Origin of the sequence: Alteromonas aestuariivivens (assembly GCF_003367475.1) — a bacterium.
In the GTDB taxonomy this organism is placed as follows: domain Bacteria; phylum Pseudomonadota; class Gammaproteobacteria; order Enterobacterales; family Alteromonadaceae; genus Alteromonas; species Alteromonas aestuariivivens.
The window spans coordinates 1-19,590 of record NZ_QRHA01000003.1 but is presented as its reverse complement, the minus strand read 5'-3'; the positions used below and the strand labels follow the sequence as shown (position 1 = coordinate 19,590).

The 19,590-nt window shown below is 50.3% G+C and carries 17 protein-coding genes; 15 read left to right on the top strand and 2 right to left on the bottom strand.

Annotation, left to right across the window (positions count from 1 at the left end):
• Positions 1-34: 34 nt before the first annotated feature.
• The 9 genes from serC (at position 35) to pyrF (ending at position 10,222) form a co-directional block, all read left to right on the top strand.
• Positions 35-1,120, top strand: coding sequence for a 3-phosphoserine/phosphohydroxythreonine transaminase (gene serC / locus DXV75_RS04510; protein WP_115592211.1), 1,086 nt, complete (start codon positions 35-37; stop codon positions 1,118-1,120).
• The gene (gene aroA / locus DXV75_RS04505) at positions 1,117-2,406 is read left to right on the top strand and encodes a 3-phosphoshikimate 1-carboxyvinyltransferase (protein WP_115592210.1); all 1,290 of its coding nucleotides are present in this window, start codon (positions 1,117-1,119) and stop codon (positions 2,404-2,406) included. Before serC ends, aroA begins: the two co-directional genes overlap by 4 nt.
• A 100-nt stretch (positions 2,407-2,506) precedes the next feature.
• Positions 2,507-3,178 carry a (d)CMP kinase gene (gene cmk / locus DXV75_RS04500; RefSeq protein WP_115592209.1) on the top strand — a complete coding sequence of 224 codons (672 nt, stop codon included), beginning with the start codon at positions 2,507-2,509 and terminating at the stop codon, positions 3,176-3,178.
• Positions 3,179-3,296: 118 nt separating this feature from the next.
• Positions 3,297-4,967 carry a 30S ribosomal protein S1 gene (gene rpsA / locus DXV75_RS04495; RefSeq protein WP_115592208.1) on the top strand — a complete coding sequence of 557 codons (1,671 nt, stop codon included), beginning with the start codon at positions 3,297-3,299 and terminating at the stop codon, positions 4,965-4,967.
• Between the two features lie 60 nt (positions 4,968-5,027).
• Positions 5,028-5,336 carry an integration host factor subunit beta gene (ihfB, locus tag DXV75_RS04490; protein ID WP_281268906.1) on the top strand — a complete coding sequence of 103 codons (309 nt, stop codon included), beginning with the start codon at positions 5,028-5,030 and terminating at the stop codon, positions 5,334-5,336.
• A gap of 302 nt (positions 5,337-5,638) precedes the next feature.
• Positions 5,639-7,963 carry a PilZ domain-containing protein gene (locus DXV75_RS04485; protein WP_115592207.1) on the top strand — a complete coding sequence of 775 codons (2,325 nt, stop codon included), beginning with the start codon at positions 5,639-5,641 and terminating at the stop codon, positions 7,961-7,963.
• 109 nt (positions 7,964-8,072) lie between these two features.
• Positions 8,073-8,348, top strand: a complete 276-nt coding sequence (locus DXV75_RS04480; RefSeq protein WP_245953118.1) for a lipopolysaccharide assembly protein LapA domain-containing protein — start codon at positions 8,073-8,075, stop codon at positions 8,346-8,348.
• A gap of 1 nt (position 8,349) precedes the next feature.
• A complete protein-coding gene (gene lapB / locus DXV75_RS04475; RefSeq protein ID WP_115592206.1) occupies positions 8,350-9,519 on the top strand; it encodes a lipopolysaccharide assembly protein LapB in 1,170 nt (389 codons plus the stop codon).
• A complete protein-coding gene (gene pyrF, locus DXV75_RS04470; protein ID WP_115592205.1) occupies positions 9,509-10,222 on the top strand; it encodes an orotidine-5'-phosphate decarboxylase in 714 nt (237 codons plus the stop codon). Before lapB ends, pyrF begins: the two co-directional genes overlap by 11 nt.
• A gap of 80 nt (positions 10,223-10,302) precedes the next feature.
• Here pyrF and ald read toward each other — a convergent pair whose 3' ends face one another.
• Positions 10,303-11,433 carry an alanine dehydrogenase gene (ald, locus tag DXV75_RS04465; protein ID WP_115592204.1) on the bottom strand — a complete coding sequence of 377 codons (1,131 nt, stop codon included), beginning with the start codon at positions 11,431-11,433 and terminating at the stop codon, positions 10,303-10,305.
• Between the two features lie 135 nt (positions 11,434-11,568).
• Here ald and lrp point away from each other — a divergent pair, with 135 nt between their 5' ends.
• From lrp to serS, 6 genes are all read left to right on the top strand, one after another.
• Entirely contained in the window at positions 11,569-12,054 is a 486-nt protein-coding gene (lrp, locus tag DXV75_RS04460) for a leucine-responsive transcriptional regulator Lrp (RefSeq protein WP_115592203.1), read from the top strand.
• Positions 12,055-12,259: 205 nt separating this feature from the next.
• Complete coding sequence (locus DXV75_RS17295; RefSeq protein WP_115592202.1) at positions 12,260-14,734, top strand: DNA translocase FtsK; 2,475 nt, start codon at positions 12,260-12,262, stop codon at positions 14,732-14,734.
• A 6-nt stretch (positions 14,735-14,740) separates the two neighbouring features.
• A complete protein-coding gene (gene lolA, locus DXV75_RS04450) occupies positions 14,741-15,364 on the top strand; it encodes an outer membrane lipoprotein periplasmic chaperone LolA (protein WP_181898353.1) in 624 nt (207 codons plus the stop codon).
• Entirely contained in the window at positions 15,364-16,683 is a 1,320-nt protein-coding gene (locus DXV75_RS04445; RefSeq protein ID WP_115592200.1) for a replication-associated recombination protein A, read from the top strand. The genes lolA and DXV75_RS04445 overlap by 1 nt, the downstream gene beginning before the upstream one ends.
• Before the next feature lie 3 nt (positions 16,684-16,686).
• A complete protein-coding gene (crcB, locus tag DXV75_RS04440) occupies positions 16,687-17,070 on the top strand; it encodes a fluoride efflux transporter CrcB (protein ID WP_115592199.1) in 384 nt (127 codons plus the stop codon).
• A 10-nt stretch (positions 17,071-17,080) separates the two neighbouring features.
• Positions 17,081-18,373 (top strand): serine--tRNA ligase, encoded by a 1,293-nt coding sequence (serS, locus tag DXV75_RS04435; RefSeq protein ID WP_115592198.1) that lies wholly within the window; start codon positions 17,081-17,083, stop codon positions 18,371-18,373.
• 258 nt (positions 18,374-18,631) lie between these two features.
• Here the strand turns inward: serS and DXV75_RS04430 are convergent, their stop codons facing one another.
• A complete protein-coding gene (locus DXV75_RS04430) occupies positions 18,632-19,582 on the bottom strand; it encodes an IS30 family transposase (protein WP_115592483.1) in 951 nt (316 codons plus the stop codon).
• Positions 19,583-19,590 lie beyond the last annotated feature (8 nt).

The window sequence follows — 19,590 nt, the reverse complement described above, 5'->3', positions numbered from 1 at the left end:
CCGCTTGTTGTGTTTACAGGTGTTGAATCAACCAATGAATAAGGTGTTTAATTTTAGTGCCGGGCCGGCCATGCTGCCAGCTGAAGTAATGAAGCAGGCTCAGGACGAATTCATGAACTGGCGCGATGGCGGTACTTCTGTCATGGAAGTCAGCCACCGCGGTGCAGATTTTATTGAAGTCGCTGAACAGGCTGAAGCGGACTTGCGCTCCCTTTTGGACGTGCCTGATAACTATAAAGTCCTGTTTACCCATGGCGGTGGCCGAGGTCAGTTCGCCGCTGTACCCCTGAACCTGTCTGCGGCAGGGGATACCTCATTGCACCTGGTTTCCGGTTCCTGGTCTCAAGGTGCAGTGGAAGAAGCACAAAAGTACAATCAAGCCAAGGTAATTGGTGAGGTTACCCAGGTGGATGGCAAAACGGCGTTTATACCGCCAGCGGAAGAAGCGTTTTTCGACGACGCGGCATATTGCCACTTTTGCCCCAACGAAACGGTAGATGGAATTGCATTTGACTGGCTTCCCGAGAGCGGGAATGTGCCTCTGGTAGCAGACATGTCGTCTACCATTTTGTCTCAGCCGCTTGATGTCAGCCGTTATGGGGTGATCTATGCCGGTGCGCAGAAAAACATCGGGCCTTCAGGGTTGTCGGTGGTGATCGTACGTGACGATTTAATTGGCAAGGCTCGCCGTGAAACCCCATCAATCTTTGACTACGAGTTGTTGGCAAAACACGACAGCATGTACAACACGCCTCCGACGTTCTCCTGGTATCTCGCCGGACTGGTGTTCAAGTGGCTGATAAATCAGGGTGGCCTTACAGCAATGGCATCGCGCAATCAGGCCAAGGCAGAATTACTTTACAGCGCAATTGATAGCAGCGATTTTTACCGTAATAGTATCCATACTGACAACCGTTCAAAAATGAATGTGCCGTTTCAGCTGACAGATCCATCTTTGGACAGTGAATTTTTGGCACAGTCTAAGCAGGCTGGCCTCATGGCATTGAAAGGTCACCGGTCTGTCGGTGGGATGCGCGCAAGTATCTATAATGCCATGCCTATTGAAGGGGTTCAGGCCCTGGTGGATTTTATGGCTGAATTTGAAAGGAGACACGGATGAGTCAACCATCACAACTGACCTTGCAACCGGTTGCTAAAATAGAAGGTGAGGTCAATGTTCCGGGTTCGAAGAGCCTGTCTAACCGGGCACTACTTTTGGCCGCGTTGGCTGAAGGAAAGACAACCCTTACCAATTTGCTGGACAGCGATGATATCCGCCACATGCTGGCGGCGCTAACCAGTCTGGGTGTGAATTACTCACTCAGCGAGGACAAAACGGTTTGCACTGTAGAGGGGCTGGCGGGTACATTTAAGTCCATTGAACCACTGGAATTGTTTCTTGGCAACGCCGGTACCGCAATGCGCCCGCTTTGCGCAGCGCTGGCCGCCAGTGATGTTGATGTTACTCTAACTGGTGAGCCGCGGATGGAAGAACGCCCGATAGGAGACCTGGTAGATGCATTGCGCCAGGCGGGGGCTTCAATAGAGTACCTTAAAAATGACGGTTATCCGCCGCTTGAAATTAAAGGGCAACGTCTGAAAGGCGGTGACATTCAGGTTGATGGCAGCGTCTCAAGCCAATTTCTGACCGCAGTGTTAATGGCAGCCCCTCTGTTTGAAGGGGATTCAGTCATCAGCATTAAGGGTGAACTGGTTTCCAAACCCTACATCGACATTACCCTGGATACTATGGCCAGATTTGGCGTAGAAGTAGCTAACGATGACTATCGATCCTTCGCGGTAAGCGGTGGGCAGAAGTATGTTTCACCAGGGCGTTTTATGGTTGAAGGTGATGCGTCATCGGCATCCTACTTTCTGGCCGCCGGCGCCATAAAAGGCGGTTCAGTCAAGGTAACCGGAATTGGCAAAAACTCCATTCAGGGTGACATTCGTTTTGCGGATGTACTCGAAGCCATGGGGGCCAAAGTAGAGTGGTTTGATGATTGTGTGGTGGTGACAGGTCAACCGCTTAAAGGGGTGGACATGGATATGAATCACATTCCTGATGCCGCCATGACCATTGCGACCACCGCACTGTTTGCCGAGGGGCCCACCGCCATTCGCAATATATACAACTGGCGCGTAAAGGAAACTGACCGTTTGCATGCCATGGCAACCGAACTCAGGAAGTTGGGAGCAGAGGTTGAGGAAGGCGAAGATTACATAAAAGTGTGGCCCAGCGAGACACTGAAGCACGTTGATATTGATACCTATAATGATCATCGTGTAGCCATGTGTTTTTCACTGGTGTGTCTGAGCGATACGCCGGTTACCATTAATGATCCTGGCTGCACCGCGAAAACCTTTCCGGATTATTTTACCCGCTTTAAGACCATCTGTGCTTAAGTCTGATCGCAATGCCAGGGCCTGCTGGCATTGCGAATCCATACCGAATGCGTATAATTGCGCGCGTTTTTTTAATCATTTGTAAATAACTGGAGCAGTTATGCATCCTATTCCCGTAGTTACGGTCGACGGCCCCAGTGGGGCAGGTAAAGGAACGCTCAGTAGTTTGCTGGCCGAGAAACTGGGATGGCATTTTCTCGACAGCGGGGCAATTTACCGGGTGTTGGCCGTTGCGGCACTTCACCACGATCTCCCGGCAGACGATGAAGAGTCCATAGTGCCTCTGGCAACCGGCCTGGATGTAAGCTTCGAAACCGATAAGGACGGAACCCGTATCGTACTTGAAGGTGAAGACGTCACCGATGATATTCGCACTGAACAGGTGGGTGGTATGGCGTCCAAGGTTGCTGCATTACCCCGGGTCCGTGAAGCGTTGCTCAGAAGGCAGCGGGCATTTCAGCAGGCCCCCGGCCTGGTTGCAGACGGCAGAGACATGGGCACGGTGGTATTTCCCGATGCTGTGGTGAAAATATTCCTGACAGCAAGCGCGGAAGCGCGGGCTGAACGTCGCTATAGTCAGTTGAAAGCAAAAGGGATGGATGTTAATATTGCGCGCCTTTTAACCGATATCAAGGCGAGAGACGAGCGTGATACTCAGCGTTCCGTTGCCCCTTTGGTGCCGGCTGAAGATGCTGTAATTATAGATTCAACCGCTTTGGAGATATCCCAAGTGTTTGAAACGGCAATGGAAGTTATTTCCTCTCGCCTTTAAGACGTGAGTCTAATAGCACCGGAGCAGTTAGTTGTCACAGGACGTGGCTTCAAATTTTAATAACCCCACATTAACGGGACTGTAATGTGGATGTCAACTTATATGCTATTTAAACCTTATGACTGAAAATTTTGCACAACTTTTTGAAGAAAGCCTCCAGGAACTCGAAACCCGTCCAGGGTCTATTGTAAAGGGTACCGTTGTATCAATCGACAAAGACATCGTTCTGGTTGATGCGGGCTTGAAATCAGAAAGTGCTATCCCAGCCGACCAATTCAAAAATGCCGATGGCGAACTGGAAATCGAAATCGGTGACACTGTAGACGTAGCACTTGACGCAGTAGAAGATGGCTTCGGTGAAACCATCCTGTCTCGTGAAAAAGCCAAGCGTCATGAAGCCTGGGTTGAGCTGGAAAAAGCCTATGAAGATAAGGCCACTATCAAGGGCGTTATCAATGGTAAAGTGAAAGGCGGTTTCACTGTTGAAGTGAACAACGTTCGTGCGTTCCTGCCAGGCTCTCTGGTAGACGTTCGTCCGGTACGTGACACCACTCACCTGGAAGGCAAAGAGCTTGAATTTAAAGTGATCAAGCTGGATGCCAAGCGTAACAACGTGGTTGTTTCACGTCGTGCGGTTATTGAAGCAGAAAGCAGCGCTGAGCGTGAGTCTCTGCTGTCTAACCTGGAAGAAGGTCACGAAATCAAAGGTATCGTTAAGAACCTGACTGACTACGGTGCATTCGTAGATCTGGGCGGTGTTGACGGTCTGCTGCACATCACTGACATGGCTTGGAAGCGCGTTAAGCACCCAAGTGAAATCGTAAACGTCGGTGATGAAATCAACGTTAAAGTATTGAAGTTTGACAAAGACAAGCAGCGTGTATCTCTGGGTATGAAGCAAATGGGCAACGACCCATGGCAGGAAATTGCTCAGCGTTACCCGGAAGGTACCAAGATCACTGGCCAGGTTACTAACCTGACTGACTACGGCTGCTTCGTTGAAATCGAAGACGGTGTTGAAGGTCTGGTACACGTTTCTGAAATGGACTGGACCAACAAAAACATCCACCCATCTAAGGTTGTTAACCTGGGTGACACCGTTGAAGTTATGGTTCTGGAAATCGACGAAGAGCGTCGTCGTATTTCTCTGGGTCTGAAACAGTGTATCGCTAACCCGTGGGAAGAGTTTGCCAAGTCGCACGAAAAAGGCGACAAAGTGTCCGGTAAGATCAAGTCTATCACTGACTTCGGTATCTTCATCGGCCTGGACGGCGGCATCGACGGCCTGGTTCACCTGTCTGACATTTCCTGGAACAAATCCGGTGAAGAAGCAGTACGTGAATACAAGAAAGGCGATGAAATCTCTGCCGTGGTTCTGCAGGTCGATCCAGAGCGTGAGCGTATCTCTCTTGGCGTTAAGCAAATCGAAGAAGATCCTTTCAACAAGTATCTGACAGATAACAAGAAAGGTGCTATCGTTACTGGTACAGTTACCGCAGTTGACGCGAAAGGCGTAACCGTAAACCTGGCTGAAGAAGTTGATGGCTACATCCGTGTTGCAGACTTGTCTCGCGACCGTGTAGAAGATGCTTCTGAAGTGGTTAACGTTGGCGACAGCATCGAAGCGAAATTTATGGGCGTAGACCGTAAGAATCGCACTGTTAACCTGTCTGTGAAAGCAAAAGACCAGGCTGACGAAAAAGAAGCTATCGATAAAGTTAATCAGCAGGAAGATGCTGGTTTCGCTAACGCGATGGCGGAAGCCTTTAAAGCTGCTAAAGGCGAGTAATTATAGAGGCCCGGGAATGCATTACTGCATTCCCGATCCGCGGTATCTGTCTGGATTAATGTGTTTGACAATGAGGTTACTATGACCAAGTCGGAACTTATTGAAAGGCTCGCGGATCAGGCTCGGCAAATTCCCGCAAAAGAACTGGAATTGGCTATCAAGGAAATGCTCGAACAAATGGCGCAAACCCTTCAGAAGGGCGATCGCATCGAAATTCGGGGTTTTGGTAGTTTTTCATTGCATTATCGGGCACCCAGAGTAGGGCGAAATCCCAAAACGGGTGAGACGGTGGAGTTGGATGGTAAATATGTACCACACTTCAAACCCGGTAAGGAATTGCGGGAACGTGTCAACGACTCTATTCAATAATATCAATGCCGCACATTAGTGCGGCATTTTTTTATCCACTGCTTGTTGCAGTATTTTGAACATCCTCTCTGCGCAGAAGGAGTGTTAGACGCATTTTGCGGATAACCTTCAGGTCCAGCTTTTCTTGCCTTTGGTGAACCAAAAAATCCAATCCTGCCTGTTTGATTTGACCGTTTTTCGTACAAAGAGCGCCGTTACTGTAGTCACAGCATCATGATATTTAATAAATTGTTATGGCAATGTGAAATTTCTATGGGTATATTAGTTTTTGTCGTACAAAAAGTAGTCGGTCTGGTAGCAGGATGCCAAGCTATGATAGAAACACGGTAGTAGAGCGTTACCGCCAGTTAATTCGGGCGCTCATTCCCTATGAACAGCAAAACCGATTACTTGAAGGGTTGAACAAGTTTTCCCAGCGCCTGCCCAAACCTGTTCGCCAACTCATCAAGGAAGAGGTGCTGCGTTTGTCGTCTCTGACTGATGCAGCAGCCGACAATTCAGCGTTTGCGCAGTTCCCGGTACAGAAATTTACTCATTTTGGGGTAAAAATGTGCCTGGACAAGATTGGAGCACAAATTTTGCGGCAGGAGTCCGCGTTATATAAGAATCGTTATACCATCGGCGTATTTGAATCGATAACCAACTCTGAGGTGTATCAGGCACACATAAAAAAGACGCAGTACAAAAGCCTTGTAGATGCGTTTGCAGTGCAGGCCAATTCATTGAGCGATATTGATTTCGGCGAAGGATTCAGTATTTGCCCCAATTTTACCCTTTCTTCCCGCGAATTTCTCAATGGCCGGAGTTGTGTGGTCAGTGCGTTCAGTCCCATGTCTGTTACCGTTACCACCAAGCGTCCGCCCAAGGTTGCAACTGGCACCAGGGTGATGTTTAACCTGCCAGCTGCCGTTGGCCTGAGCCCTGAGCAAAGTACCCAGGAATATATTCTTGACCGTATAAGCTTCAACCGGGAAACCGGACAGTATGAAACCTGCTTTGAATTATCTGCACAGGCTGATCAAACGATTAAACATGGTATTGAAAAATACATTCGCTCCTGTGTTTATTCCCAGCCGTTGCGAAGAGACTGTGAAATAGCGCGTGTCATACAGGACCTTGAACGGGATCGCATCGTGGAAAACAGCCCCTGGATGCCGATTTACGTTGCCACCCAGGGAAGAGGGCACCGCCCGCTGATGGCACTGGTAACCAGAGCAAACCGCAATGAATATTCCCTCAGTGCTTTACGGGCAAAACGTAATTTTACTCAGCTTGTGCAGGAACTTGTTCGCTATGGTGAAGCGTTTTATTTTACCGGTACGGTGAAGGGCGTATCCAGTACCTTTCGGTTGGCGGCCTCGCACAGGTTGCTGATTGAACACGGATTGTTTTCGACCGTACTTGGCCCTTTGAGCCAGGCGGAAGATTTCAGATGTCTGCAGTGTCGTATACAAAGTATTGATGCTGCAGATAAGGAAAAAGCCTTAAGCATTCACGGTGGGAGCAAGTCCAGGGACAAAGCCCTTATGTCTCTGTCACATGTGGTTTTCTGCAAAGATCTAACCGAATCAGTACGGGATCTTGCCGTGCTCCAGTCTGCTCCTGTTACGTCTGTTGTAAGCCAGTGCCTCATAGATGAAGAACAATGGGCTATCAATGAAATCATGGAAGATGATTTGGACCGGCGCAGCGAAGCGAGATACCGGCTTGAGAAAGAAGCGATTATTAAAGTGGGGCTGATGAAAAGTTATCCTGCGACAGTAGCAGATTTCTCCGTCAGAGGGATGAGGCTGCTGATGGAGTCAGCGGTTCAAATAAAACCACATGAGTGGATAAAGGTGTCCGTCCCGGATCTTAAAATCAGGAATGAAAAATATCAGGTGATCGAGGCCTCACCGGACGGAAGAATGCTGCGACTGTGTATTGCCGATACGGATGCAAAGCGGAATGTTCTTGAAGGGATCGTCAATAACAATCAGGCCTATTTTAAGCTCAGGGACATGGCCAGAGAGCAACGACGTATCCACCGTGTGATTTGGGAGCTGGCTGCCAGAACCATGCCTTCTGTTGCCGTCCTGTGTGTTGACGGACGACAACAGCTTGAGCGGTTAAAAGCCGTTTACAGCAATGATAATTCCGATGATCTATACCCCTATGTGCGCGTCGGTGAACTCGTTCCGCTGCATGGCTTCCTTGCTGACCGTTCAACCGACAAACCCCGCTCGGGAATTCTTAAAAACATGTTCCGGGGAGCGGTGAATTCGATGTTGGTGATCCACTGCGTTCGAAAAGCAGACAAACGCCTTGTTTATCTGTCCCAGGATGATTTTATGCATGGGTCCATTCGCCAGCCCATTCGCAATCACCTTGCGCAGGGAAAAACAGACCTGGCGGTGACACGGATGCATATTCAGAAATGCACGCCCCCTAATTCTTCACTGGTGAAAAAGCGTCTGGCACAATTGTCTAAAATTGATAAAGCCCAGTGCGAATTGCTGGCCAACCTGCTGCATCGCTATACCCACGTACTTTACCTTACCAATGAGTCCAGTTTGCACATTGAGCTGGTTCGGGCCAATTTGTGCCACAATCAGAATGTTGACCTTATCACCAGGGACAGTGCCTGAACACTGTCAGTACCTGCAACCTGCGCACAAATGCGCTGTTTGATTGTAAAATTTCTCACATTGCGATGTTATGTTTGCGGCCAATTTGCTATGCTTTTATGCAGATTACGTGACAAAGGTTTCTGTATTGAAAGGAATAATTTCGCTTTTGGTGATTGTGCTTCTGTTGGCCGTGGCTTTTGCGATTGGTTCTCAAAATGATGCCGTCATTACAGTAAATTATTTGCTGGCTCAAACCCAGATCCGTATTTCCACTCTGATCGCAATCACCCTTTCTATTGGTGTTGTTATCGGGCTCCTGATCATGTTGGCCAGTTGGCTCAGTTTGCGTGTGCAACTGCTAGCTGCCAGAGCAAAACTAAAGAAATTCAACAAAGAAAATTAAAATGCTGGAATTGCTGTTTCTACTATTGCCTGTTGCTGCGGGTTACGGCTGGATAATGGGCCGTAACAGCGTGCGTCAGGCACAACGTAAACAATCCAGTATATTGTCCCGCCATTATTACAAGGGCCTCAATTTTCTGCTGTCTGACCAGCCGGACAAAGCCGTTGATACACTGATCAAAATGATTAACATCAACAGCGATACGATTGAAACCCACATCGCAATGGGCAATTTTTTTCGTCATCGGGGTGAAATAGACCGGGCAATCCGGGTTCACCAAAACCTGGTTAGTCGTGAAGAAATTCAGCCCAGTCAAAGAGAAAATGCGCTCAAGGAATTAGGCCGGGATTATACCCAGGCCGGCTTTCTTGAACGGGCCGAGAATGCATTTTTGCAGCTATTAAATTCCGATAAACACTATCTGGTAGCTCAGCAGCAACTGTTCAGCATTTACCAAACCACCAAGGAATGGGGGCGGGCGATTGAGTTGGCCGAGCGTATGGTAGAATGTCACGGCGACAACGATGATGTCAGCGAACGGCTGGCCCATTTTTATTGCGAGCAGGCTCAACTGGAACTGGCAAATCAGAAAACTGCGCAGGCGGAACTGTTGTTACAAAAAGCGGTAAATGCCGATGAACACGCCGTGCGTCCGTGGTTGATGCTGGGCGAAATTGCTCTGCAGAAAAAAAATTATCAGGATGCCCACGCCTATTTCCTACAGGTAGCAGAACGCGACATCAACTGGTTCAGCGAAGCCGTCCCGCATCTCGAGTCCATTGCTGAGCAAACTGGTGAATGGGACAAATTCTCAGAAACACTGGAAGCGCACTGGCAGCAATGTGCCACCAGTTATCTGGCCATGGTTGACGTATTACTGCACAAAGGCGAGACCAGCAAAGCGATTGAGTATTTACTTGAGCAATTGCATACCCGCCCGACCATGAAAGGATTTAAGACCCTGATGGGTCTTTACATCGATCAAATCGACGACACAGCCTCCACTGAAAGCCTCCGACAGTTGAAAGAACTGGTGGAAGCGCAATTGAATCAACGGCCCAAATACCGTTGTCAGAGCTGCGGATTTTCCGGCCGCAAGCTTTACTGGCTGTGTCCGTCCTGTAAAAAATGGGGTGTGGTAAAGCCCATCAAAGGTCTCGATGGAGAGTAACAGCGTGAAAAACGATCCAAAAGTCATAGTCGCATTGGATTTCGATAACAGTAATACCGCCTTCGATTTTGTGGCTCAACTTGATCCCAGATTGTGCAAACTGAAGGTGGGCAAAGAAATGTTCACCTTGTTTGGACCGGATTTTGTCCGCAAATTGATAGCTGACGGATTTGACGTGTTTCTGGATTTGAAATTCCACGACATTCCCAATACTGTGGCTAAAGCCTGTAAGGCAGCCGCAGAACTGGGCGTATGGATGGTAAACGTGCACGCGTCTGGTGGGGCAGAGATGATGAGGGCAGCGAAGCAGGCCATTGCTCAAAGCAGCAACCCTAAAACCAAACTGATTGCGGTGACGGTTCTGACCAGTATGGACCAGGCGCAACTGAATGACGTGGTTGAAGGGATAACTCCTCAGCAGCAGGTACTGAAACTGGCTAAACTGACCGCGGATTGCGGTCTGGATGGAGTGGTTTGTTCGGCACAGGAAGCCCATTTGCTGCGCTCTGAGTTGCCACAGGAATTTTTATTGGTCACTCCGGGAATACGCCCTTTGGGCGCCGATAAAGGCGATCAGAAACGGGTTATGACGCCTGTCGATGCGATGGACTCTGGTGTGAGTTATCTGGTCATGGGCAGGCCGATTACCCAGGCAGAAAATCCCATTTCAGTCCTGGAGTCGGTAAACAGCAGCATCGGCTAGTAATCTGCGGCTTGTCATGTCACAAAAAATGCCCCGCTAACGCGGGGCATTTTGTAATCACAGAAGCAATGGCAGGGAATTTAACCTGCCAGTGCCTCTTTTGCCGGCGTGTAGCCAAAGCCCAGTTGTGCTCCGAGAGCGTCCACCACGGCTTTGTAAGTGACTTTGCCTTCGTGAACATTAAGACCGTTGAGTAAATGCGGGTCATCGAGCATGGCTTGTTTTGGACCTTTGTTGGCCAGTGCCAGGCCGAAGGGCAGGGTAGCGTTGTTCAACGCCATAGTCGAAGTGCGTGCGACTCCACCTGGCATATTGGCTACACAGTAGTGCACCACATCGTCTACTACGTAAACCGGATCCTGGTGTGTGGTTGCTCTGGAGGTTTCGAAGCAACCGCCCTGGTCAATGGCAACATCAACCAGTACTGAGCCCGGTTTCATAGCCCTGATTTGCTCCCGATTCAGCAACTTAGGAGCTGCTGCACCGGGGATGAGCACTGCACCCACAACCAGGTCGGCTTTGGAGGAGTAGTGCTCAATGGCGTCAACAGTCGAGAATACGGTTTTTACCTGGCCGTTGAAAATGTCGTCCAGCTGACGAAGACGGGGCAGGGAGCGATCCAGAATTGTGACATCTGCACCCAGGCCCAGTGCCATTTTAGCCGCATTGGTGCCAACTACACCGCCGCCAATCACCAGCACTTTTCCCGGTGCCACGCCCGGCACACCACCAAGCAAGGTACCGCTGCCACCATGCGCTTTTTCAAGGTAATGGGCACCGGCCTGCACTGACATGCGGCCCGCTACTTCACTCATCGGTGCCAGCAGTGGCAGGCCACCACGGTCATCGGTTACCGTTTCGTAAGCAATACAGGTGGCGCCGGATGCAATCAGCAGTTCGGTTTGGGTAGGGTCTGGGGCAAGGTGCAGATACGTGTACAGGGTTTGCCCTTTACGTAACATTTTACATTCGTTGGGTTGGGGTTCCTTAACCTTTACGATCAGCTCTGCCTGTTCAAATACCTGTTCAGCCGTTGACGCAATGGTCGCACCGGCCTGTTGGTACATTTCATCGCTAAAGCCGATGGCATCACCTGCCAGGGTTTCTACAATCACCTCATGGCCATGGCTCACAAATTCTTTGACCGCAGCCGGCGTAAGCCCCACACGGTATTCATGGTTTTTTATTTCTTTTGGTACACCGACTAGCATAGAAACCCTCATTTATTTGGATAATTGGACGGTTTTAAGGTGCGCAGTATACTCAAGGCCAGAGCAAAGTGTGTGCTGTATATTGTTCAAAAACGGTATAATATATCGTTATGCTAGGCTGATGCAGAATAAAAAATGCTGGTAAAAACACCCAAACACCTCGACAGAATTGACCGCAACATACTTACAGTGTTGCAGCGGGATGGCCGAATTTCCAATGTTGATTTGGCCCGCCAGGTGGGGTTGAGTCCGAGCCCTTGTCTGGAAAGGGTAAAGCGTTTGGAAAGTCAGGGCTATATTAACGGTTATCATGCGGTGGTTAATCCGGAAAAACTGGGTGCGGCCATGCTGGTGTTTGTAGAAATTACCCTGACGAAAACTTCGGTCGATATATTTGCAGAATTTTCTGCTGCTGTGCAGGACCATGAGGATATCCAGGAATGCCATTTGGTTTCCGGTGACTTCGATTTCCTGCTTAAGGCGAGAGTTGCCGATATGTCCAGTTATCGACGGTTACTCGGCGATACCTTGTTGCGTTTGCCGGGGGTAAGTGAAACCCGAACTTACGTGGTAATGGAAGAGGTTAAAAATACTACGGTGCTTAGGATCAGCCAGAAATGAACAGTACTTTGACCTTGTAATGCCATAATTAGAGATAGGTTTAAATCTCACGTTTATGGTAGTCTTTGGGTATAAAAATGAAAACCAGCACTGGGTACACCAAGCGTGATTCGATTCGGGATCCGGGTGGTTTTAATGTATCAGTGTGTCAGAGGCTGAATGCCGCTGGCGCACCAACGGTGAAAACAGATAGTAATTTGGGGTTATGGCGCGACTAACCGGTATCCAGCGATTGTTGGAAGCAGGCATGATATTGGCCTGTGTCTTCGCATTTTTTCTCTTATTGGCGCTGGCGTCCTTTCACCCGGGTGATCCTGGTTGGAGTCAGGCGGGTTTGCAGCTCGACGTTCATAACTGGGTCGGGGCAACGGGTGCCTGGGTAGCCGACCTTCTGCTGTTCAGCTTCGGTTATCTCGCATACCTGCTGCCTTTTTGCAGCGCATTTCTTGGATGGTTCCTGTTCCAGCACATCAAACAGCTAGACGAGTTTGATTACCTGACCATAGGTTTGCGCCTGATTGGTGGTTTGCTGATGGCACTGGGGGCAACCGGAATTGCCAGTATCAACTTTGATGATCTGTTTAACTTTTCTGCGGGCGGTTTTGTCGGTGACGTTATCAGCTCGGCGTTGATACCGTATTTTAATATTGCCGGTTCCATCTTGTTGCTGCTGTGCTTTTTCTGTACCGGGTTTACCCTGTTAACAGGTATCAGTTGGCTCACTATCATCGATGCGATAGGTGGCGCGACTCTGTGGACAGGGAGAAAAGCCGCGGCCTTACCTGAGCAGCTTCTTGGCCTGGAAATGCCCAAGCTGGCCCTGCCATTTAACCAATCACAGTCTGATAACCAATCCGATGCGCTGGACATTACCAGTATGCGCGCCGAGCCTCCACCCGTAAATACGAATGCTGAAAAAGCCAGGCCTGCGCCGAAAAGGGCCGAGCCTACGTTTGGCATACCAGATGAAGTATTCGCCGACGAAGATGACGCCCCGCCATTTTATGTGGACGACAGCCCAGTGCAGGAAGACGCCAAGCCTTCCCGTTTTTCATTTTCAGGCATGAAGGAAAAAATTAGCGGCTCTTCGCCCGCTGAGCAGGTTGATGTGCCTGAAGCCAATGACAGCCCGGCACCTCGCCCGGCTGTAAAAGCCAAACCGGAAGCATCCGTAGATGAATCGATCGGGCCCATGCCATCTTTTGATTTGCTCGAGCGCCCTGATAAGCACGAAAATCCCATTTCCCAGGAAGAACTGGATATGGTTTCCCGCCTGGTGGAAGAAAAGCTCGCCGATTTCAACATCGAAGCCACTGTGGTGGGTGTGTATCCCGGCCCCGTAATTACCCGTTTTGAACTGGATTTGGCGCCTGGTGTCAAGGTCAGTAAAATTACCAGTTTGTCGAAAGACCTCGCCCGCGCCATGTCTGCCATTTCTGTGCGGGTCGTTGAGGTTATTCCGGGTAAATCGGTAATCGGGCTGGAATTACCGAACAAGAAACGTGAAATGGTGCGCCTGAGCGAAGTCCTTAGCTGTGATACCTTTCAGTCCAATGCCTCAGCCCTGACCATGGTATTGGGTGCGGACATCAGCGGCAAGCCGGTGGTAGTGGATCTGGCGAAAATGCCCCACTTGCTGGTAGCGGGTACCACCGGTTCCGGTAAATCAGTGGGTGTGAATGTGATGATCCTGAGCCTGTTGTACAAGTCGACACCGGAAGACGTGCGCATGATCATGATCGACCCGAAAATGCTTGAATTGTCAGTTTACGAGGGGATCCCTCATTTGCTGGCGGAAGTGGTTACAGACATGAAGGAGGCAGCCAACGCACTTCGCTGGTGTGTGGGCGAGATGGAACGCCGCTATCGCCTGATGTCGGCGTTGGGGGTCAGAAACCTTAAAGGTTATAATGCCAAAGTCGCTCAAGCCATTGCTGACGGCGAGCCGATTAAGGACCCATTGTGGCGCTCAGAGGAGAGCATGGAGCCAGAAGCGCCAGACTTGGAGAAACTGCCTGCCATTGTTGTGGTAGTGGACGAATTTGCCGACATGATGATGATTGTGGGCAAAAAAGTTGAAGAGCTGATAGCCCGTATTGCTCAGAAAGCACGGGCAGCCGGTATACACCTGATCCTGGCCACCCAGCGCCCCTCGGTGGATGTGATCACCGGTCTGATTAAAGCCAACATTCCAACCCGAATTGCGTTCCAGGTTTCCAGCAAAATCGACTCCCGTACCATTCTGGATCAGCAGGGCGCAGAAGCGCTGTTAGGAATGGGCGATATGCTTTATTTGCCTCCGGGCAGCCCGGTACCAACCCGTGTACACGGTGCGTTTGTGGATGACCACGAAGTACACGCCGTGGTTGCCGACTGGAAAAAGCGCGGAGAGCCGGAATACATCGACGAGATCCTCAATGGAGAAGCCACGGCGGAAGTATTGTTGCCGGGTGAGCAGCCGGAAGGTGGCGACCAGGAACTCGATGCTTTTTATGATGAAGCGGTGGCGTTTGTTACAGAGTCCCGCCGGGCCAGTGTGTCCAGTGTGCAGCGCAAGTTCAGAATTGGTTACAACCGGGCTGCACGTCTGGTGGAACAGATGGAAAGCAGTGGCGTGGTAAGTTCACCCGGGCACAATGGTAACCGCGAAGTGCTGGCACCACCGCCACCCAAGGATTAAATGAGTATGCAAAAATTTTTCATGGCTTCACTGTCGTTACTTGCCGTCAGTGCAAATTCTCTGGCGGATGATCCCAAGGCTAAGGCCGAGTTACAATCCAAACTGGCTGCCATGCAGCAATATCAGGCTGAGTTTGCCCAAGCGGTTGTTGATGTTGATGGTGAGCTGATTCATGAGGCAACCGGCAAACTGACAATGGCCCAGCCAGATAAACTGCGGTGGGAAACTTTCAGCCCTGACGAAACTTTGCTGGTGGCGGATGGAACTTCAGTGTGGAACCTTGACCCCTTTGTTGAACAGGTCACCGTTATCAACCAGCAGACTGCGGTGCAGGATAATCCGATTATTCTGCTTACTACGGCGGATATGAGCGTGTGGAATCAATTTGATATTGAATACGGTTTGCCGGGTAAACACAGTTTTGTGGTGAAACCCCTCGATGGCGAGGGCCAGATAAAGTCGTTGTCGCTGACCTTCCAGGGTGACGTGTTGTCGTCGCTGGCAATGACCGATGCACAAAGCCAAGTCAGTACACTCAAATTTGCCAGTGTTGAAAGCGAGTTTGTGCTGCCGGATTCAACCTTCCGGGTTTCGATTCCCGATACTTACGTGGTTGACGACCAACGCTGATGGACCTGTTTGATCAGCAATCTGAGCCGTTCGCGCCACTTGCTGCGCGGATGCGTCCGGTTTCCCTTGGCGATTACGCCGGCCAGTCTCATCTGGTCGGTGAGGGCAAACCGCTGCGTAAAATGCTGGAGTCTGGCCATTGTCATTCGATGATTTTGTGGGGCCCGCCAGGTACCGGGAAGACCACGCTGGCAGAATTGATTGCGCATTACACCCAGGCGAATGTGATCCGCCTGTCAGCCGTGACAGCAGGGGTTAAAGATGTTCGCGCTGCTATGGACAAGGCCCAGCAGGATGCGCATTATCAGCTGCGTACGTTACTTTTTGTCGATGAAGTGCATCGTTTCAACAAGAGTCAGCAGGACGCCTTTCTGCCTTATGTGGAATCAGGCACGGTGACCTTCGTTGGAGCCACAACGGAAAACCCGTCGTTTGAACTGAACAACGCGTTACTCTCAAGGGTGCGGGTGTATGTACTTAAGCCTTTGACAGACGACGAACTCAATGGCGTACTTAACCGCGCACTTAATGACTCTGAGCGTGGTTTGGGTGCACGGCAACTGGTACTCGAAGAAGACGCCAGAAACGCACTTATTGGCCTAAGCGGCGGAGACGGGCGCAGATTGTTAACCTATCTGGAACTGGCCAGCGATTTTGTTGAACAGTCTGCTATTACATTGCGTGACATTGAGCAGGCGGTGGGAGAAAAGGTTGCCAGCTATGACAAGCAGGGCGATGCGTTTTACGACCTTATTTCCGCTTTTCACAAGTCGGTTCGGGGCTCAGATCCGGATGCCGCGCTTTATTGGTATGCCCGTATATTGAACGGTGGCGGCGATGCATTGTATGTAGCGCGAAGATTATTGGCCATCGCATCAGAAGACATCGGCAACGCCGACCCCCGGGCTATGCAATTGTGTGTGAACGCCTGGGATACATTTCACCGTGTTGGGCCTTCCGAGGGCGAGCGGGCAATTGCCCAGGCTGCAGTATATTGTGCCCTGGCGGCAAAAAGTAATGCAGTGTATCAGGCTTTTAACGCCGCAAAGGCGATGGCAAGGGAAGCGCCGGATTATCCGGTGCCAATGCATTTGCGCAATGCACCCACCAAAATCATGAAGGATCTCGGCCACGGTGACGGTTATCGCTATGCTCATGACGAACCCAATGCATTTGCTGCCGGGGAATGTTATTTGCCGCCTGAACTGGCGCAACAGCGTTTTTATCACCCCACAGAGCGTGGGCTGGAAAAGGCACTTAAAGCCAAGCGGGATTATTTGGACCAACTGAACTCACACAGCAACCAGAAAAGAAGTTAACTCATGCCGACAGGACTGTCACTATACTGTTTTATTGCCGCAGGAGGCGCCGTGGGGGCCTGTTTGCGTTATTTCTGTACTACTACAATCGATTCCTGGTTTGGAAAAGAATTGCCGTTTGGTACACTTACCGTCAACGTGCTGGGGTCATTCGCCCTGGCGATACTGTACGGTTTTATTGAGCACCATGATTTGGCCGAAAGCCCGTATCGCCCATTAATTGGTGTCGGGCTACTGGGAGCATTTACCACGTTTTCAACGTTTTCGATTGAGACATTGACCTTGCTGGAAAATGAACTCTGGCTAAAGGCGTTAACCAACGTCGTAATGAATGTGGGTGCTTGTTTGCTGGCCGGCTGGTTGGCGATTGAAATAATGAAAGGATAAGAAAAAACACATGTTAGATCCCAAGTGTTTGCGAAGCGATATTGAAACTACGGCTCAGCGACTGGCCAGCCGTGGCTATACACTCGACGTAGATGCGTTCAATGCATTGGAAGAAAAGCGTAAGGCACTGCAAATTAAAACCCAGGAGTTGCAGAACGAACGCAATGTGCGCAGTAAATCGATTGGAAAAGCCAAAGCACAGGGGCAGGATATTGCGCCCTTATTGGCTGAGGTTGGCCAACTGGGCGACGCGCTGGATGCCGCCAAAGCGGAACTGGGTGAAGTGCTGGACGCCATCAATGCCTTTACTCAGGGAATTCCCAATCTGCCCCATGAGTCTGTTCCTGCAGGCAAAGACGAATCCGAAAACGTTGAAATTTCATTGTGGGGAACGCCGCCGAAATTTGATTTTGACGTTAAAGATCACGTCGATGTAGCGGAAGGGCTCGACAATGGGCTGGACTTTGAAACCGCCGCCAAACTTACCGGCAGCCGGTTTGTGGTGATGCGTGGGCCAATTGCCCGCATGCACCGTGCGCTTACCCAGTTTATGCTCGATGTACATACCGGTGAACATGGCTATCAGGAAATGTACGTGCCTTACCTGGTAAATGCCGACAGCCTGTATGGTACCGGCCAGCTGCCCAAGTTCGGTGAAGACCTGTTTCACACCCAACCGGCCACCGAAGAGGGGCAGGGGCTTTCTCTAATTCCTACGGCCGAGGTTCCGCTGACCAACATCGCTCGCGATGAAATCTTTGATGCCAAGCAACTGCCGTTGAAAATGACTGCGCACACACCGTGTTTTCGCAGTGAAGCCGGTTCTTACGGCCGGGATACCCGCGGCCTGATCCGTCAGCATCAATTTGATAAGGTGGAACTGGTTCAGTTGGTCAAACCTGAGGACAGTTTTGAGGCTCTGGAAGCGCTGACCGGTCATGCCGAAGTCATTCTTCAGCGCCTCGGTCTGGCTTACCGTAAGGTGCTGTTGTGTACCGGTGACATGGGCTTTGGCAGCTGCAAGACGTACGATTTGGAAGTATGGCTGCCGGCTCAGAACACCTACCGCGAAATTTCCTCTTGCTCCAATATGCTGGATTTCCAGGCCCGGCGCATGCAGGCCCGCTACCGTAATCCGGAGACCAATAAACCAGAACTGTTGCATACCCTGAATGGTTCAGGCTTGGCAGTGGGGCGTACGCTGGTTGCCATACTGGAAAATTACCAGCAGGCCGATGGCAGTGTTAAGGTGCCGGAAGCGCTGGTGAGTTACATGGGTGGAATGACCGAAATTAAGCCCTGAGATCTATCTTCAATCCGACCTTTCAAAGCAACGGCATTGTCCTTTTGACGTTGCTTTTCTTTACTAGGCAGCGTACGTAAAGTGTGCGTTGCACATCTCAAATTGCCGGCGGCAATTGGTGTGTAAACCGATCTGCCAGCATCCGTCACAAGCGAGTGTGACAGACATCACTTTTAGTACACATTGCCACTTCCAAATTTACAGCTTACTCATTTGTTTTCAGCGCGAATTCAACTCCGAAGTGCACCACTCGCTAAATTAGGCCGCACTGCGTAATTCATCGAACACTGCAACCGGCTGTTTAAAGCCGAGGCACTTTCTTGGCCTGGTATTTAATGCCCGGTCAATATCAGCAATCTGCTTATCCGTTACCGTCCGTAAATCCGTGCCTTTACGGATGTACTGGCGCAGCAGGCCATTGAAGTTCTCATTCAATCCGCGTTCCCATGAAGAGTATGGGTTCGCGAAATAGATATCCGCTTTCAACTTCTCTGCAACCTGCTCGTGGTCACAGAATTCACTGCCGTTATCCGCTGTAATAGTGCGGACGTGGCGGCGGTACCGCCACAGCATTCCGACCATGGCCCGGCTTACATCAGCCGCGCTTTTGGCTGGCACTTTACGTATCAGATACAGCTTGCTTTTCCGCTCAACCAGGCTGACTATCGCGCCGGTTCCTTGCTTCCCTAAAACCGTGTCAGCTTCCCAATCACCAAACCGCTTCTTTCTGTTCACGATGGCTGGACGATGCTCAATGCCCACACGATTCGGGATAATGACCCGCTTCGCCCGACTGCCTTTGCGGTATCTGCGTCGACTCTGACGTAATTGCTTATACAGCTTGCCACCGCGTAATTTATCGCGCTGTACATAGCCATAAATCCACTCGTGGCTCACGGAATGGCCTATGAATTGGCCTACGCCAGCAATTTGCTCAGGACTCCATTTCTGGCTCAGGCCAAACTCAACAAACGTAATGGTCGATTCCGGAACACAATATTTTCCAGCCTGACATCGTCGTTTTTCTGCTTTCGCCTGAGCGACTTCCGGCAAGTAATGGCTATCTCGAATTCGATTGCGTCTGACTTCCCGACTGATAGTGCTATGACTTTTCCCCAGTCGCTTTCCTATTTCCCGATAACTGAAACCCTCGCGTAAGTAGGCCTCTATCTGGTATCGTTGTCCCTCGATCAACTGCTTGTAACTCATGGTAGCTA

What these genes read in the sequence shown, in the direction of transcription:
- serC (WP_115592211.1), top strand. Translation starts at nt 35, where the DNA reads ATGAATAAGGTGTTTAATTTTAGTGCCGGGCCGGCCATGCTGCCAGCT.
- aroA (WP_115592210.1), top strand. Translation starts at nt 1,117, where the DNA reads ATGAGTCAACCATCACAACTGACCTTGCAACCGGTTGCTAAAATAGAA.
- cmk (WP_115592209.1), top strand. Translation starts at nt 2,507, where the DNA reads ATGCATCCTATTCCCGTAGTTACGGTCGACGGCCCCAGTGGGGCAGGT.
- rpsA (WP_115592208.1), top strand. Translation starts at nt 3,297, where the DNA reads ATGACTGAAAATTTTGCACAACTTTTTGAAGAAAGCCTCCAGGAACTC.
- DXV75_RS04485 (WP_115592207.1), top strand. Translation starts at nt 5,639, where the DNA reads ATGCCAAGCTATGATAGAAACACGGTAGTAGAGCGTTACCGCCAGTTA.
- lapB (WP_115592206.1), top strand. Translation starts at nt 8,350, where the DNA reads ATGCTGGAATTGCTGTTTCTACTATTGCCTGTTGCTGCGGGTTACGGC.
- pyrF (WP_115592205.1), top strand. Translation starts at nt 9,509, where the DNA reads ATGGAGAGTAACAGCGTGAAAAACGATCCAAAAGTCATAGTCGCATTG.
- ald (WP_115592204.1), bottom strand. Translation starts at nt 11,433, where the DNA reads ATGCTAGTCGGTGTACCAAAAGAAATAAAAAACCATGAATACCGTGTG.
- lrp (WP_115592203.1), top strand. Translation starts at nt 11,569, where the DNA reads ATGCTGGTAAAAACACCCAAACACCTCGACAGAATTGACCGCAACATA.
- DXV75_RS17295 (WP_115592202.1), top strand. Translation starts at nt 12,260, where the DNA reads ATGGCGCGACTAACCGGTATCCAGCGATTGTTGGAAGCAGGCATGATA.
- lolA (WP_181898353.1), top strand. Translation starts at nt 14,741, where the DNA reads ATGCAAAAATTTTTCATGGCTTCACTGTCGTTACTTGCCGTCAGTGCA.
- DXV75_RS04445 (WP_115592200.1), top strand. Translation starts at nt 15,364, where the DNA reads ATGGACCTGTTTGATCAGCAATCTGAGCCGTTCGCGCCACTTGCTGCG.
- crcB (WP_115592199.1), top strand. Translation starts at nt 16,687, where the DNA reads ATGCCGACAGGACTGTCACTATACTGTTTTATTGCCGCAGGAGGCGCC.
- serS (WP_115592198.1), top strand. Translation starts at nt 17,081, where the DNA reads ATGTTAGATCCCAAGTGTTTGCGAAGCGATATTGAAACTACGGCTCAG.
- DXV75_RS04430 (WP_115592483.1), bottom strand. Translation starts at nt 19,582, where the DNA reads ATGAGTTACAAGCAGTTGATCGAGGGACAACGATACCAGATAGAGGCC.